This window comes from Paraburkholderia bonniea, assembly GCF_009455625.1.
GTDB lineage: Bacteria > Pseudomonadota > Gammaproteobacteria > Burkholderiales > Burkholderiaceae > Paraburkholderia > Paraburkholderia bonniea.
In genome coordinates this window covers 934,808-951,186 of the sequence record NZ_QPEQ01000001.1, presented here as the reverse complement: position 1 = coordinate 951,186, position 16,379 = coordinate 934,808, and the positions used below count along the sequence as shown (strand labels likewise).

Genomic DNA, 16,379 nt, shown 5'->3' with positions numbered 1-16,379 from the left:
TGTGGTTCATGTGTTTATTTCTGGAGCTGCGCCATGCGCATCATTTTGTTTAGTAGTCGACAGTACGACATCGACACATTTCATCAAGCCAATACGGCCTACGACTACAGCCTGCACTTTCAGGAATCACACCTCGATGCGGATACCGCGATCCTCGCGCAGGGCTATGAGGTGGTCTGCCCGTTCGTCAACGACACGCTCAACGCCGCAGTGCTGCAACGGCTGCATGCAGGCGGCACGCGTCTGATCGCGTTGCGCTCGGCGGGCTCGAACCATGTCGATCTCGTTGCGGCTGAGCAGCTGGGCCTTACCGTCGTGCGCGTGTCCGCCTATTCACCGTATGCAGTGGCCGAGCATGCGGTGGCGCTGATTCTCGCGCTGAACCGGCATGTGCCGCGCGCCGTTGCCCGCACCCGCGAAGGTGATTTCTCGCTGCATGGGCTGATGGGATTTGATTTGCATGGCAAAACAGTTGGCGTGATCGGCGCGGGCATCATCGGCCAGGTGTTCAGCCGCATCATGACGGGCTTCGGCATGCAGGTGCTGGCCTGCGACCCCGGCCCGCCCGCCGCGCCGATGCTGGCACTGGGCGCGCGCTATGTAGCGCTCGACACCCTGCTGGCCGAAGCCGACATCGTGAGCCTGCACTGCCCGCTCTTGCCCGCCACTTATCACCTGATCGACGCCCGCGCACTGGCACGGATGAAACGCGGCGCGATGCTGATCAATACCGGGCGCGGCGGGCTGGTCGAAAGCAATGCGCTGGTGGGTGCGCTGAAAAGCGGCCAGTTGGGCCATCTAGGGCTGGATGTGTATGAAGAAGAAGGCGGCCTGTTCTTCGAAGACCATTCGAACCAGCCGCTGCAAGACGATGTGCTGGCGCGCCTGCTGATGTTTCCGAATGTGATCGTCACCGCGCATCAGGCGTTCTTTACGCGTGAAGCCCTCGATGAAATCGCGCATACCACGCTGGGGAATGTCAAAGCCTGGCTGGAGGGTGCCACGCGTAATGGGGTGGGGGTGCCGGGTTGAGAGGTGGGCCTGTGCGGCGTGCTTCAAGCTGACCGTGCGTTAAGCGTGGCTGACGTAGTGCTACCAGGATGATCTGGTGCAGGCCCGGCCATGCGCAACCGAATGGATCTGGCAACACTGGCATGGGCACTGGCATGGGCACTGGCACTGGCACTGGCACTGGCACTGGCATGGGCATGGGCATGGGCATGGGCAGCATGCGCCCTGGCGGCATAACGCTGGAACAACATCACTAACGCGTCGAACTCCAGCATGCGCTCCCAACACCGCCCCGACATTCGTACCGTGTTGCCCCCTTCCGTTGCACCCTCCGATAGCGGCCGTTAGCTGTTCACGCTGTGTGAATGACTAGGTGAATGACGGGAATGACGGTATTGACAACGCCAATCCTGGGCCACAGCCAGCGGCCTGCCTACCCCCTCCAGGCCACCAGCATGCGGCTCATTCCCCTTCAGCCAGCAATCGGTCTGGCCCCCAGCAAGGCCAAAATGCCCTGGGTACAATCGCCTCCTGATTTACCCTGGTATCGGCCCAACGCCTCAAGTCCGGATTGATTCCCGGCCACTTTCACCCGCCCCCTGCCTGCGCCCCGCGCTGCGACTCACCCCACCATGCCCTTACCTCTACTCGCTCTAGCCATTGCCGCATTCGGCATTGGCACCACTGAATTCGTCATCATGGGGCTCTTGCCCGACGTCGCGCGTGACCTGGCCGTCTCCATTCCGGCAGCGGGGATGCTGGTCTCGGCTTACGCGCTCGGTGTCGCCATTGGCGCACCGCTGGTGGCCATGGCAGTCGCCAACCTGCCGCGCAAAAAAGCGCTGATGAGCCTGATGGGCGTGTTCATCGTGGGCAATCTGCTGTGCGCGCTCGCACCGGATTACACCGTGCTGATGGCCGCGCGCATCGTCACCGCGTTTTGTCATGGCGCATTCTTCGGCATTGGTTCTGTGGTCGCGGCAGGCCTCGTCGCGCCAAACCGCCGTGCCCAGGCGATTGCGCTGATGTTCACCGGCCTGACACTGGCCAACGTGCTGGGCGTGCCGTTTGGCACGGCGCTAGGCCAGGCGCTGGGCTGGCGCGCCACCTTCTGGGCTGTCACGGGCATTGGCATCGTCGCCGCACTGGCGCTGGCCGTGTGCCTGCCCGCACGCATCGAAATGCAGAAAGCCAGCCTCATGCGTGAATTCCGCGTGCTGCAAAACCCGCAAGTGCTCATCGTGCTCGGCATCAGCGTGCTGGCCTCAGCCAGCCTGTTTAGCACCTTCACCTACATCACCCCGATCCTCGAAGACGTTACCGGCTTCACCCCGCACGCGGTGACTTTCGTGCTGCTGCTGTTCGGCCTTGGGCTGACGGTCGGCAGCATGCTGGGCGGCAAGCTGGCGGACTGGCGCTTGCTGCCTTCGCTGCTGGCGTTTCTGGTGGCGATCGCGCTGATTCTGGTGGTGTTTGCCGGGACCATGCGCATGCCAGTGCCAGCGATGGTGACGATCTTCCTTTGGGGTGTGCTGGCATTTGCCATCGTGCCGCCGCTGCAAATGCTGATCGTCGACCGCGCGAGCGATGCCCCCAATCTCGCGTCGACGCTCAATCAAGGCGCGTTCAATCTGGGCAACGCCACCGGGGCCTGGCTCGGCGGCATGGCGATTAGCACGGGAGTGCCATTGACTTCGCTGCCGTGGGTCAGCGTGCTGGCAGCGCTTGGCGCGCTGGCGCTGACTGGCTGGTCGGTGTCGCTGGAGCGGCGCGCCCAGCGCGCCACGCCGCTTGCCGCACCTGGCCAGTGCAGCTAGCTGGCGCACTGGCAGCGCAGCGCGGATGGCATCGCACGGCACGGAGCATCGCACGTGCGGAGCCGTCTCGCAGACAGCACCGCAGCCGTATAGCGCGCGATACCGCGCGCGCCTGTCAGCTCAGCTCAGCTCATGCCACGCGCCACACCGCGCCACTCAATACAACACCGCACAACCTGGCCCGGCCGCCAGACACAACACCGCAACGACTTCGAAGCACGCAGCGCAACACAACACAACGCAGCGCTACTTGCATCAAACCTCATGCGCCTCTTTGGCCGCCACTTCTCCCACTGAATCGCCTGACGCTCTTCTATGAAAATCATCTTCACGCGCGACTTCATCGCACTCATCCTGAGTGTCGCGGTCGTTGGGCTGGGAAGCGGCGCGACGCTGCCGCTCACGGCGCTGGCGCTGACTCAGGCGGGCTACGGCAGCGACATCGTAGGCTTGCTAAGCGCCGCGCAAGCCGGGGGCGGCCTGCTGATTGCCCCGCTCACCGGCTGGATCACGCGCCGCTACGGCGGCCGTCAGGTCATCATGGCCGCGGTTCTGGTCGCTGGGCTCTCGACCGCGCTGATGCAAACCAGCACCAGCCTCTTCGTCTGGGCCGTCTTGCGCGTGCTGTGCGGTGCTGCGCTGATGTTGCTGTTTACGATTGGCGAGGCCTGGGTGAACCAGCTAGCGGACGATGCCAATCGCGGCCGGATCGTCGCCATTTACGCCACCCATTTCACGTTGTTCCAGATGGCTGGGCCAGTGCTGGTGAGCCAGATCGAGCACTTCACGTCATGGCGCTTCTTGTTGTGCGGTGTGATTTTTCTAGGCGCGCTGCCGGTGCTCGCGGCGATTCGCGCAGCGCCCGCCAGCAGCAGCGCGAACGAAGCGCATGGCGGCTGGTTGCAGGTGTTGCCGCTAATGCCCGCGATCATCGTCGGCACCGGGTTTTTCGCGCTGTTCGATACGATCGCGCTCTCGCTGATGCCGCTCTTCGCCATGGATCACGGCGTAAGCAGCCGCGTCGCGGTGCTGTTCGCATCGGCGCTGTTGCTGGGCGATACCACGATGCAACTGCCGCTCGGCTGGCTCGCAGACCGGATTGGGCGCACGCGTGTGCATCTGGGTTCAGCGGTGGTGGTGGTGATTTTGCTGCCGCTGCTGCCGTGGGCGATCTCATCGCCATGGCTGTGCTGGCCGTTGCTATTTGTGCTGGGCGCGGCGGCAGGGGCGATTTACACCTTGTCGCTCGTGGCCTGCGGCGAGCGTTTTCGCGGCACGGCCCTGGTCTCGGCTAGCTCAGTGGTGGGAGCGTCATGGTGTGTCGCCAGCTTTGCTGGCCCCCTCGTCACAGGCTCACTGATGAAGCACACGGGCAACAACGCGATGATCGCCGTGCTGCTGGCCACAGCGCTCGCGTTTTTGCTGGCGATGGCGTGGGAAAAACGCCGTGCGGTGCCGCCTGCGGCTATGCGATGAGGTAGCGCTCAAGGTAGAGGCAGGCCAAGGGAGCAAACGCGTCAGCGAAGAGCGCACCGGGCTAAACGCGATTCGTTAGCTCAAGCGCTGCATTGCCCGGCGATCCTACTGCCCTCATGCAGCAGAAAAACCGCCACATCGCACACATGCCCATTGCCGCTTGATCTCTAGAAGAAAGCCAACGGGAGGGAAATCGTCCCGAGGGCCGTACTGAAATTGAAGCGCCGGCCATTACATAAAAATGGTCCGGCGAGTCAGCACAATAGGGGGTTTAAGAAAACTCTTTTTTTAACTTATAGGCAAGAATCTCCCCCCCTTCCACAAGATACATCTTCCTAATTAATGATGCTCTACGTATACCCGTGCTGGACACAATTAATTCCCTCCATAATTTTTCATTCGGCGAAAAAACATCTAAAATTACGTCAACAATTACCGCACTCGCCTCAAAATTATTTAAACGATAGAGATTCTCCAATGATTTTCTTGCTGCTTTACCCTCGATTTCATTACCCAGAACCGGCATATAACCCGCATTATCATATAAAATTTCGCGCAAATCTTCCAAATTGAAATTTCTATTCGGCGGCACAAAATATTTAGCATATTCATCAAGGAAATCATCTACCGCCTCTTCTACCGTGGGTAATAAGTGTGCTTTTTGCTCAAAGCCATTATTTCGCAGCATTTCATTTAGATCCTTTTGCCGCGACTCAGAGCCATAATTTTCAAGAATCAACCGAGGGCTTGTTTCGTTACCCTGCACGCCCTTCATCTCTTTAATAAATCCATCGAAGCCTGCTTCATTCATCGGATTCAAACGATGAATTTTTATATTTTCAAATTGCGGCCCAGCCTTACTTAAAATCAGCGAAAGATCCGCCACCTCAAAATTGGCATCATGAATTTCCAGCCACTTCAGCGACTGCATTAATTTTCTGTTTTCCAGAATTGCATTAATAAAATCTTTGCCAGCGTCCGGATTAGTTGCATCGGCTTGTGGCATCTTTAGTTTCATGGCAGCGAGTGCTGTTGGGCCACCGAAATTTTTGAGATGATCCGCGCTCAGGTTAACAACATTCCTTAAATCTATCTTGACCGTCTTCTCAGGAAACTTGGAAAAGTCAGATATATCATAGTCTTCACAATTACCCGACAAAATCAAATCAAAATACATCTCATCTTGAAATAAGCACTTCAAAGAATATGGCCCTGCAACTCGTATCCGCCTGATATCGACAATCTCCGAAAATCGCTTGTCATTATTCAACGAATTTTCTTGCTCAACCCCATTGCCAATGCCATCAATTGTATATTTGAGCGACACCGAATTAGGACCATACAGCAAGTTATTTTTAAAAATTTCTTTTGAGATTAAAGAAAAATTATGGCGATCCCCGGCAAGAAGCCCTGAATTAATAATTTTATTTACCAAATACTTATTTCCAAAAATTTTATTGGGAATTCCTTTGCTCACCGCCGAATTCTCACCTTCGCTCACCCGTCCTCTATATTTTAAAATTTCCTTATCTGAAGCCGAAAAAGAGATTGCTCGCGATATTTCATTTAAAGCATTCACATGAAAGATATTTTTATCATCATGAAATAAATTTACCTTCACTTCTCGAACATTAATATCTCTACGACTTTCTAATTTTTTGGAGTATTTTTCATGCCAGATGATCCATTTATTTCCATCTATATTATTGCCCCCAATAATAATACGCAGTAATTTGTCAAGATTAACCAATTGTACAGGAACGTCAATAACCCGGTTATTTTCCAATCCGACAATTTCCAGATTTTGCAACCCACTAAATGAGTCTGGTAAATCTACAATTAAATTACCCCCAATCCAAAATTCCTTTAGATTCACAAGATTGAATATATCCTTGCGAATATCTACCATCTTATTATTACCCAGGCTTAAATAAACAAGCCCAACCGTTTCAATAACGCAGTCCGGGATCGACGACAGTCCCATTCCATCCATTGCAAGACGATCCAGATAGGTATTATTTTTAAATGAAGCATATTCCATATTTATCCTATTACCAGATATATCCAAATCGCTCAAGCCGACCATCTTCCCAATAATCGCCGGAAAAGCAGAGAATAAATTATCTGATATATCAAGACGAAATTTTTTATAGTACAAATTACGCAAAAAACTACTCTTTCTGAGAACAGTAAGTATCGTCGATAAATCTAACAACCGCTCAAACCCCGGTGGAAATTCTTTCAATCCCAGAGAAGAAAGATTCAACTCCCATGCCTCGCGCTTACTAATAAAATTGATTATGATCCGCACAGCATCTTTACGTTTTTCATTTGGCTCTATATTAGAAGCGAACGCCCATGCCCGCATGTGCCGGATGCACCGGTCTATCTGCAGCTCATATGGTGCATCTTCCCCATTTACCAACTCCATCGAGCCGGTTTGGATCTCGTAAAAAGAGAGAAATATCTGGCGAATATCTGGCGGAATATTATTTATCTCATATGGCGTAAGATCAATAACCACAGATTTGTTATCTTTATTGTCTATATTATGATACGCCCTCAGCATCAAATTCAACACCATATCCTGATACTCAACCTTGATTTGATCTGATGTACAAATCCACCGCGCAATCTGGTTCAGATGACTATTATCGGGCTCCAAAACAAGTGCCAGCGGCGTTATTCCATTTTCCTTGTTTTCTTTAATTTTTCTCTCAAGTTTCAATAAAGTATCTAGCAGTTCATGCGGATTTTCTATATTACTCAACCCTTTTTCAGCCAGCGGAACAAGCAGATCCAGCATCACGCGATAAACAGCGATATATAATTTCATATCACTTTCGATATGATGATCCGCCACAGAAGACAATCTCTCCAATCGCTTCAGCACAAGATCATTTTTCTCGCGCAGATTTATTCTATTTATCCTGAATTTCGGCTTATTTTCAGAAAAAATGGCACCGGACAAGGCCATTAATTCATCTTCCCTTGAAAAACATCTAGAGTAGTATCTTTCAAGATCATAGGGTTTTTTAATTTCACTTACCAACTGGTCATACATCGAAATCAATGCATCCCAAAAATAGATGCAAGCGTCTCGCTGCAAGGGATTGAAAAATTCATTTTTATTTGCAGCATAAAATAAAATATCATAACCGAGATTCCAGTCATCAAATTGACCAAGCCCATCTATCAGCCGGGCCAATGGAACAGCATTGCCATCGCGCCAGGCCAGCTCAACCGCCAGCCTGATAAATTCATCCATTTCATTATAATAACTATCCCCTTTATCAAACTGCGCCTTCAAGTTAGATATTTTAAGATAATTTTTCCAATTATTTTCTACCGAACCTGAAGCCAAGCCGACTCTTTCTCCCGATGCGACCAGAATATTTTTGTTCAGATCCATCAACCGGACTGCGTTGACCCCGTGCCAAGGATGCTGTTGGGCTATTTTTTCGCCAGATTTACCCAGTGACAATATTTTATCTATTAATATTCCGAAAGCAGACTCTTCGGACCCCTTAACCAGCCCATTCATTAGGGTCGGCCCAAATAATTTTTCAGAAAACTTAGGAATAAACTTTGTCATTTTTTAACTACCTTTTGTTTTAATAAATATCATTTATTTTTTTAACGACTCGCTGCACAACAGCGCGATTTTATTCAACTGAGCTGCGAGTTATATTCCGTACGCGAGTCCCGCGCATCCATACCCAGCGTAAGTAACGACGACCTGGCGCACGTTCCATTTCCCCACGACTTATCGCGCCGCACCGCGAAGATCCTCTGCGCATCGCATCGGTGCCGCTCTCCCACCGCCATAACGCGAAGCCGCGCTGCGCCACCGCCAGCGCATCATCCAGATGCGACAGGTTCAGCTTGTTTCGCCAAACTAATTCAACGAGGAGCACGCGGGCAACAACGCGATGATCGCCGTGCTGCTGGCCGCAGCGCTCGCGTTTTTGCTGGCGATGGCGTGGGAAAAACGCCGTGCGGTGCCGCCTGCGGCTATGCGATGAGGTAGCGTCAAGGTAGAGGTAGAGGCAGGCCAAGGGAGCAAACGCGTCAGCGAAGAGCGCACCGGGCTAAACGCGATTCGTTAGCTCAAGCGCTGCATCGCCCGGCGATCTACTGCCCTCATACAGCAGAAAAACCGCCACATCGCACACATGCCCATTGCCACTGGATCTTTAGAAGAAAGCCAACGGGAGGAAAATCGTCCCGAGGGCTGTACTGAAATTGAAGCACCGGCCATTACATAAAAATGGTCCGGCGAGTCAGCACAATAGGGGGGTTTAAGAAAACTCTTTTTTTAACTTATAGGCAAGATCCCCCCCCTTTCCAAAAGATGCATACAGGCAAGCCCCCCCCTTTCCACAAGATACATCTTCCTAATTAATGATGCTCTACGTATACCCGTGCTGGACACAATTAATTCCCTCCATAATTTTTCATTCGGCGAAAAAACATCTAAAATTACGTCAACAATTACCGCACTCGCCTCAAAATTATTTAAACGATAGAGATTCTCCAATGATTTTCTTGCTGCTTTACCCTCGATTTCATTACCCAGAACCGGCATATAACCCGCATTATCATATAAAATTTCGCGCAAATCTTCCAAATTGAAATTTCTATTCGGCGGCACAAAATATTTAGCATATTCATCAAGGAAATCATCTACCGCCTCTTCTACCGTGGGTAATAAGTGTGCTTTTTGCTCAAAGCCATTATTTCGCAGCATTTCATTTAGATCCTTTTGCCGCGACTCAGAGCCATAATTTTCAAGAATCAACCGAGGGCTTGTTTCGTTACCCTGCACGCCCTTCATCTCTTTAATAAATCCATCGAAGCCTGCTTCATTCATCGGATTCAAACGATGAATTTTTATATTTTCAAATTGCGGCCCAGCCTTACTTAAAATCAGCGAAAGATCCGCCACCTCAAAATTGGCATCATGAATTTCCAGCCACTTCAGCGACTGCATTAATTTTCTGTTTTCCAGAATTGCATTAATAAAATCTTTGCCAGCGTCCGGATTAGTTTCATCGGCTTGTGGCATCTTTAGTTTCATGGCAGCGAGTGCTATTGGGCCACCGAAATTTTTGATATGATCCGCGCTCAGGTTAACAACATTTCTTAAATCTATCTTGACCGTTTTCTCAGGAAATTTGGTAAAGTCAGATACATTATAATTACCCGACAAAATCAAATCAAAATATGTCTCCTCCTGAGATAAGTACTTCAAAGAATATGGCCCTGCAACTCGTATCCGGCTGATATCGATAATCTTCGACAATTTCTCGCCATTACTCAACGAATTTTCTTGCGCAACTCCATTGCCAATGCCATCAATGGTATATTTGAGCGACGCCGAACCAGGGCCATACAGCAAGACATTTTGAAACATTTCTTTTGAAGTTAAAGAAAAATTATGGCGATCCCCGGCAAGAAGCCCTGAATTAATAATTTTATTTACCAAATACTTATTTCCAAAAATTTTATTGGGAATTCCTTTGCTCACCGCCGAATTCTCACCTTCGCTCACCCGTCCTCTATATTTTAAAATTTCCTTATCTGAAGCCGAAAAAGAGATTGCTCGCGATATTTCATTTAAAGCATTCACATGAAAGATATTTTTATCATCATGAAATAAATTTACCTTCACTTCTCGAACATTAATATCTCTGCGACTTTCTAATTTTTTGGAGTATTTTTCATGCCAGATGATCCATTTATTTCCATCTATATTATTGCCCCCAATAATAATACGCAGTAATTTGTCAAGACTAACCAATTGTACAGGAACGTCAATAACCCGGTTATTTTCCAATCCGACAATTTCCAGATTTTGCAACCCACTAAATGAGTCTGGTAAATCTACAATTAAATTACCCCCAATCCAAAATTCCTTTAGATTCACAAGATTGAATATATCCTTGCGAATATCTACCATCTTATTATTACCCAGGCTTAAATAAACAAGCCCAACCGTTTCAATAACGCAGTCCGGGATCGACGACAGTCCCATTCCATCCATTGCAAGACGATCCAGATAGGTATTATTTTTAAATGAAGCATATTCCATATTTATCCTATTACCAGATATATCCAAATCGCTCAAGCCGACCATCTTCCCAATAATCGCCGGAAAAGCAGAGAATAAATTATCTGATATATCAAGACGAAATTTTTTATAGTACAAATTACGCAAAAAACTACTCTTTCTGAGAACAGTAAGTATCGTCGATAAATCTAACAACCGCTCAAACCCCGGTGGAAATTCTTTCAATCCCAGAGAAGAAAGATTCAACTCCCATGCCTCGCGCTTACTAATAAAATTGATTATGATCCGCACAGCATCTTTACGTTTTTCATTTGGCTCTATATTAGAAGCGAACGCCCATGCCCGCATGTTCCGGATGCACCGGTCTATCTGCAGCTCATATGGTGCATCTTCCCCATTTACCAACTCCATCGGGCCGGTTTGGATCTCGTAAAAAGAGAGAAATATCTGGCGAATATCTGGCGGAATATTATTTATCTCATATGGCGCAAGATCAATAACCACAGATTTGTTATCTTTATTGTCTATATTATGATACGCCCTCAGCATCAAATTCAACACCATATCCTGATACTCAACCTTGATTTGATCTGATGTACAAATCCACCGCGCAATCTGGTTCAGATGACTATTATCGGGCTCCAAAACAAGTGCCAGCGGCGTTATTCCATTTTCCTTGTTTTCTTTAATTTTTCTCTCAAGTTTCAATAAAGTATCTAGCAGTTCATGCGGATTTTCTATATTACTCAACCCTTTTTCAGCCAGCGGAACAAGCAGATCCAGCATCACGCGATAAACAGCGATATATAATTTCATATCACTTTCGATATGATGATCCGCCACAGAAGACAATCTCTCCAATCGCTTCAGCACAAGATCATTTTTCTCGCGCAGATTTATTCTATTTATCCTGAATTTCGGCTTATTTTCAGAAAAAATGGCCCCGGACAAGGCCATTAATTCATCTTCCCTTGAAAAACATCTAGAGTAGTATCTTTCAAGATCATAGGGTTTTTTAATTTCACTTACCAACTGGTCATACATCGAAATCAATGCATCCCAAAAATAGATGCAAGCGTCTCGCTGCAAGGGATTTAAAAATTCATTTTTATTTGCAGCATAAAATAAAATATCATAACCGAGATTCCAGTCATCAAATTGACCAAGCCCATCTATCAGCCGGGCCAATGGAACAGCATTGCCATCGCGCCAGGCCAGCTCAACCGCCAGCCTGATAAATTCATCCATTTCATTATAATAACTATCCCCTTTATCAAACTGCGCCTTCAAGTTAGATATTTTAAGATAATTTTTCCAATTATTTTCTACCGAACCTGAAGCCAAGCCGACTCTTTCTCCCGATGCGACCAGAATATTTTTGTTCAGATCCATCAACCGGACTGCGTTGACCCCGTGCCAAGGATGCTGTTGGGCTATTTTTTCGCCAGATTTACCCAGTGACAATATTTTATCTATTAATATTCCGAAAGCAGACTCTTCGGACCCCTTAACCAGCCCATTCATTAGGGTCGGCCCAAATAATTTTTCAGAAAACTTAGGAATAAACTTTGTCATTTTTTAACTACCTTTTGTTTTAATAAATATCATTTATTTTTTTAGCGACTCGCTGCACAACAGCGCGATTTTATTCAACTGAGCTGCGAGTTATATTCCGTACGCGAGTCCCGCGCATCCATACCCAGCGTAAGTAACGACGACCTGGCGCACGTTCCATTTCCCCACGACTTATCGCGCCGCACCGCGAAGATCCTCTGCGCATCGCATCGGTGCCGCTCTCCCACCGCCATAACGCGAAGCCGCGCTGCGCCACCGCCAGCGCATCATCCAGATGCGACAGGTTCAGCTTGTTTCGCCAAACTAATTCAACGAGGAGCACGCGGGCAACAACGCGATGATCGCCGTGCTGCTGGCCGCAGCGCTCGCGTTTTTGCTGGCGATGGCGTGGGAAAAACGCCGTGCGGTGCCGCCTGCGGCTATGCGATGAGGTAGCGCTCAAGGTAGAGGCAGGCCAAGGGAGCAAACGCGTCAGCGAAGAGCGCACCGGGCTAAACGCGATTCGTTAGCTCAAGCGCTGCATCGCCCGGCGATCTACTGCCCTCATACAGCAGAAAAACCGCCACATCGCACACATGCCCATTGCCACTGGATCTTTAGAAGAAAGCCAACGGGAGGAAAATCGTCCCGAGGGCCGTACTGAAATTGAAGCGTCGGCCATTACATAAAAATGGTCCGGCGAGTCAGCACAATAGAGGGGTTTAAGAAAACTCTTTTTTTAACTTATAGGCAAGATCCCTCCCCCCTTCCACACGATACATCTTCTGAATTAATGATGCTCTAGGCATACTCGTGCTGGACACAATTAATTCCCTCCATAATTTTTCATTCGGCGAAAAAACATCAAAAATCATGTCAATAATTACCGCACTCGCCTGAAAATCACTTAGACGATAGAGATTCTCCAATGATTTTCTTGCTGCTTTACCCTCGATTTCATTACCCAGAACCGGCATATAACCCGCATTATCATATAAAATTTCGCGCAAATCTTCCAAATTGAAATTTCTATTCGGCGGCACAAAATATTTAGCATATTCATCAAGGAAATCATCTACCGCCTCTTCTACCGTGGGTAACAAGCGTGCTTTTTGCTCAAAGCCATTATTTCGCAGCATTTCATTTAGATCCTTTTGCCGCGACTCAGAGCCATAATTTTCAAGAATCAACCGAGGGCTTGTTTCGTTACCCTGCACGCCCTTCATCTCTTTAATAAATCCATCGAAGCCTGCTTCATTCATCGGATTCAAACGATGAATTTTTATATTTTCAAATTGCGGCCCAGCCTTACTTAAAATCAGCGAAAGATCCGCCACCTCAAAATTGGCATCATGAATTTCCAGCCACTTCAGCGACTGCATTAATTTTCTGTTTTCCAGAATTGCATTAATAAAATCTTTGCCAGCGTCCGGATTAGTTGCATCGGCTTGTGGCATCTTTAGTTTCATGGCGGCGAGTGCTGTTGGGCCACCGAAATTTTTGAGATGATCCGCGCTCAGGTTAACAACATTCCTTAAATCTATCTTGACCGTCTTCTCAGGAAACTTGGAAAAGTCAGATATATCATAGTCTTCACAATTACCCGACAAAATCAAATCAAAATACATCTCATCTTGAAATAAGCACTTCAAAGAATATGGCCCTGCAACTCGTATCCGCCTGATATCGACAATCTCCGAAAATCGCTTGTCATTATTCAACGAATTTTCTTGCTCAACCCCATTGCCATTGCCAATGCCATCAATTGTATATTTGAGCGACACCGAACCAGGACCATACAGCAAGTTATTTTTAAAAATTTCTTTTGAGATTAAAGAAAAATTATGGCGATCCCCGGCAAGAAGCCCTGAATTAATAATTTTATTTACCAAATACTTATTTCCAAAAATTTTATTGGGAATTCCTTTGCTCGCCGCCGAATTCTCACCTTCGCTCACCCGTCCTCTAGATTTTAAAATTTCCTTATCTGAAGCCGAAAAATAGATTGCTCGCGATATTTTATTTAAAGCATTCACATGAAAGATATTTTTATCATCATGAAATAAATTTACCTCCACTCCTCGAGCACCAATATCTCTACGACTTTCTAATTTTTTGGAGTGTTTTTCATGCCAGATGATCCATTTATTTCCATCTATATTATTGCCCCCAATAATAATACGCCGTAATTTGTCAAGATTAACCAATTGCACAGGAACGTCAATAAACTGGTTATTTTCCAATCCGACAATTTCCAGATTTTGCAATCCACTAAATGAGTCTGGCAAATCTACAATTAAATTACCCCCAATCCAAAATTCCTTTAGATTCACAAGATTGAATATATCTTTGCGAATATCTACTATCTTATTATTACCCAGGCTTAAAGAAACAAGCCCAACCGTTTCAATAACGCAGTCCGGGATCGACGACAGTCCCATTCCATCCATTGCAAGACGCATCATATTTTTATTATTTTCAAATGAAACATATTCCATATTTACTCGGTTACCAGATATATCCAAACCGTCCAAGCCGGCCATCTTCCCAATAATCGCCGGAAAAGCAGAGAATAAATTATCTGATATATCAAGACGAAATTTTTTACAGTCCAAATGACGCAACAAACTACTCTTTCCGAGAACAGCAAGTATCGTCGATAAATCTAACAACCGCTCAAACCCCGGTGGAAATTCTTTCAATCCCAGAGAAGAAAGATTCAACTCCAATGCCTCGCGCTCACTAATAAAATTGATTATGATCCGCACAGCATCTTTACGTTTTTCATTTGGCTCTATATTAGAAGCGAACGCCCATACCTGCATGCACTGGATGCACCGGTCTATCTGCAGCTCATATGGTGCATCTTCCCCATTTACCAACTCCATCGGGCCGGTTTGGATCTCGTAAAAAGAGAGAAATATCTGGCGAATATCTGGCGGAATATTATTTATCTCATATGGCGTAAGATCAATAACCACAGATTTGTTATCTTTATTGTCTATATTATGATACGCCCTCAGCATCAAATTCAACACCATATCCTGATACTCAACCTTGATTTGATCTGATGTACAAATCCACCGCGCAATCTGGTTCAGATGACTATTATCGGGCTCCAAAACAAGTGCCAGCGGCGTTATTCCATTTTCCTTGTTTTCTTTAATTTTTCTCTCAAGTTTCAATAAAGTATCTAGCAGTTCATGCGGATTTTCTATATTACTCAACCCTTTTTCAGCCAGCGGAACAAGCAGATCCAGCATCACGCGATAAACAGCGATATATAATTTCATATCACTTTCGATATGATGATCCGCCACAGAAGACAATCTCTCCAATCGCTTCAGCACAAGATCATTTTTCTCGCGCAGATTTATTCTATTTATCCTGAATTTCGGCTTATTTTCAGAAAAAATGGCACCGGACAAGGCCATTAATTCATCTTCCCTTGAAAAACATCTAGAGTAGTATCTTTCAAGATCATAGGGTTTTTTAATTTCACTTACCAACTGGTCATACATCGAAATCAATGCATCCCAAAAATAGATGCAAGCGTCTCGCTGCAAGGGATTTAAAAATTCATTTTTATTTGCAGCATAAAATAAAATATCATAACCGAGATTCCAGTCATCAAATTGATTAAGCCCATCTATCAGCCGGGCCAATGGAACAGCATTGCCATCGCGCCAGGCCAGCTCAATCGCCAGCCTGATAAATTCATCCATTTCATTATAATAACTATCCCCTTTATCAAACTGCGCCTTCAAGTCAGATATTTTAAGATAATTTTCCCAATTATTTTCTACCGAACCTGAAGCCAAGCCGACTCTTTTTCCCGATGCGACCAGAATATTTTTGTTTAGATCCATCAACCGGACTGCATTGACCCCGTGCCGAGGATGCTGTTGGGCTACTGTTCCGCCAGATTTACCTGGTGAAAATATTTTATTTCTAATTTTTCCGAAAGCAGACTCTTCGGACCCCTCAACCAGCCCATTCATTAGGGGCGGCCCAAATAATTTTTCAGAAAACTCAGGAATAAACTTTGTCATTTTTTAACTACCTTTTGTTTTAATAAATATCATTTATTTTTTAACGACTCGCTGCACAACAGCGCGATTTTATTCAACTGAGCTGCGAGTTATATTCCGTACGCGAGTCCCGCGCATCCATACCCAGCGTAAGTAACGACGACCTGGCGCACGTTCCATTTCCCCACGACTTATCGCGCCGCACCGCGAAGATCCTCTGCGCATCGCATCGGTGCCGCTCTCCCACCGCCATAACGCGAAGCCTCGCTGCGCCACCGCCAGCGCATCATCCAGATGCGACAGGTTCAGCTTGTTTCGCCAAACTAATTCAACGAGGAGCACGCGGGCAACAACGCGATGATCGCCGTGCTGCTGGCCGCAGCGCTCGCGTTTTTGCTGGCGATGGCGTGGGAAAAA

The 16,379-nt window shown here is 47.4% G+C and carries 7 protein-coding genes; 4 read left to right on the top strand and 3 right to left on the bottom strand.

The genetic code is table 11. The features are described 5' to 3' along the window. Positions 1-33 precede the first annotated feature (33 nt). From GH656_RS04155 to GH656_RS04145, 4 genes are all read left to right on the top strand, one after another. Complete coding sequence (locus GH656_RS04155; RefSeq protein WP_153074721.1) at positions 34-1,032, top strand: 2-hydroxyacid dehydrogenase; 999 nt, start codon at positions 34-36, stop codon at positions 1,030-1,032. Positions 1,033-1,122: 90 nt separating this feature from the next. Further along, positions 1,123-1,248, top strand: a complete 126-nt coding sequence (locus GH656_RS18150; RefSeq protein ID WP_281349635.1) for a hypothetical protein — start codon at positions 1,123-1,125, stop codon at positions 1,246-1,248. Positions 1,249-1,643: 395 nt separating this feature from the next. Then, positions 1,644-2,828 (top strand): MFS transporter, encoded by a 1,185-nt coding sequence (locus tag GH656_RS04150; protein ID WP_153074720.1) that lies wholly within the window; start codon positions 1,644-1,646, stop codon positions 2,826-2,828. A 315-nt stretch (positions 2,829-3,143) separates the two neighbouring features. Continuing rightward, positions 3,144-4,304 carry an MFS transporter gene (locus tag GH656_RS04145; RefSeq protein WP_153074719.1) on the top strand — a complete coding sequence of 387 codons (1,161 nt, stop codon included), beginning with the start codon at positions 3,144-3,146 and terminating at the stop codon, positions 4,302-4,304. Positions 4,305-4,575: 271 nt separating this feature from the next. Here GH656_RS04145 and GH656_RS04140 read toward each other — a convergent pair whose 3' ends face one another. The 3 genes from GH656_RS04140 to GH656_RS04130 form a co-directional block, all read right to left on the bottom strand. Then, positions 4,576-7,899: a leucine-rich repeat domain-containing protein gene (locus GH656_RS04140; RefSeq protein ID WP_153074718.1), complete on the bottom strand. Its 3,324-nt coding sequence runs from the start codon at positions 7,897-7,899 to the stop codon at positions 4,576-4,578. A gap of 723 nt (positions 7,900-8,622) precedes the next feature. Further along, complete coding sequence (locus GH656_RS04135; RefSeq protein ID WP_153074717.1) at positions 8,623-11,952, bottom strand: leucine-rich repeat domain-containing protein; 3,330 nt, start codon at positions 11,950-11,952, stop codon at positions 8,623-8,625. 701 nt (positions 11,953-12,653) lie between these two features. Continuing rightward, positions 12,654-15,983 (bottom strand): leucine-rich repeat domain-containing protein, encoded by a 3,330-nt coding sequence (locus GH656_RS04130; protein ID WP_153074716.1) that lies wholly within the window; start codon positions 15,981-15,983, stop codon positions 12,654-12,656. Positions 15,984-16,379 lie beyond the last annotated feature (396 nt).

What these genes read in the sequence shown, in the direction of transcription:
- GH656_RS18150 (WP_281349635.1), top strand. Translation starts at nt 1,123, where the DNA reads ATGCGCAACCGAATGGATCTGGCAACACTGGCATGGGCACTGGCATGG.
- GH656_RS04135 (WP_153074717.1), bottom strand. Translation starts at nt 11,952, where the DNA reads ATGACAAAGTTTATTCCTAAGTTTTCTGAAAAATTATTTGGGCCGACC.
- GH656_RS04155 (WP_153074721.1), top strand. Translation starts at nt 34, where the DNA reads ATGCGCATCATTTTGTTTAGTAGTCGACAGTACGACATCGACACATTT.
- GH656_RS04130 (WP_153074716.1), bottom strand. Translation starts at nt 15,983, where the DNA reads ATGACAAAGTTTATTCCTGAGTTTTCTGAAAAATTATTTGGGCCGCCC.
- GH656_RS04145 (WP_153074719.1), top strand. Translation starts at nt 3,144, where the DNA reads ATGAAAATCATCTTCACGCGCGACTTCATCGCACTCATCCTGAGTGTC.
- GH656_RS04150 (WP_153074720.1), top strand. Translation starts at nt 1,644, where the DNA reads ATGCCCTTACCTCTACTCGCTCTAGCCATTGCCGCATTCGGCATTGGC.
- GH656_RS04140 (WP_153074718.1), bottom strand. Translation starts at nt 7,899, where the DNA reads ATGACAAAGTTTATTCCTAAGTTTTCTGAAAAATTATTTGGGCCGACC.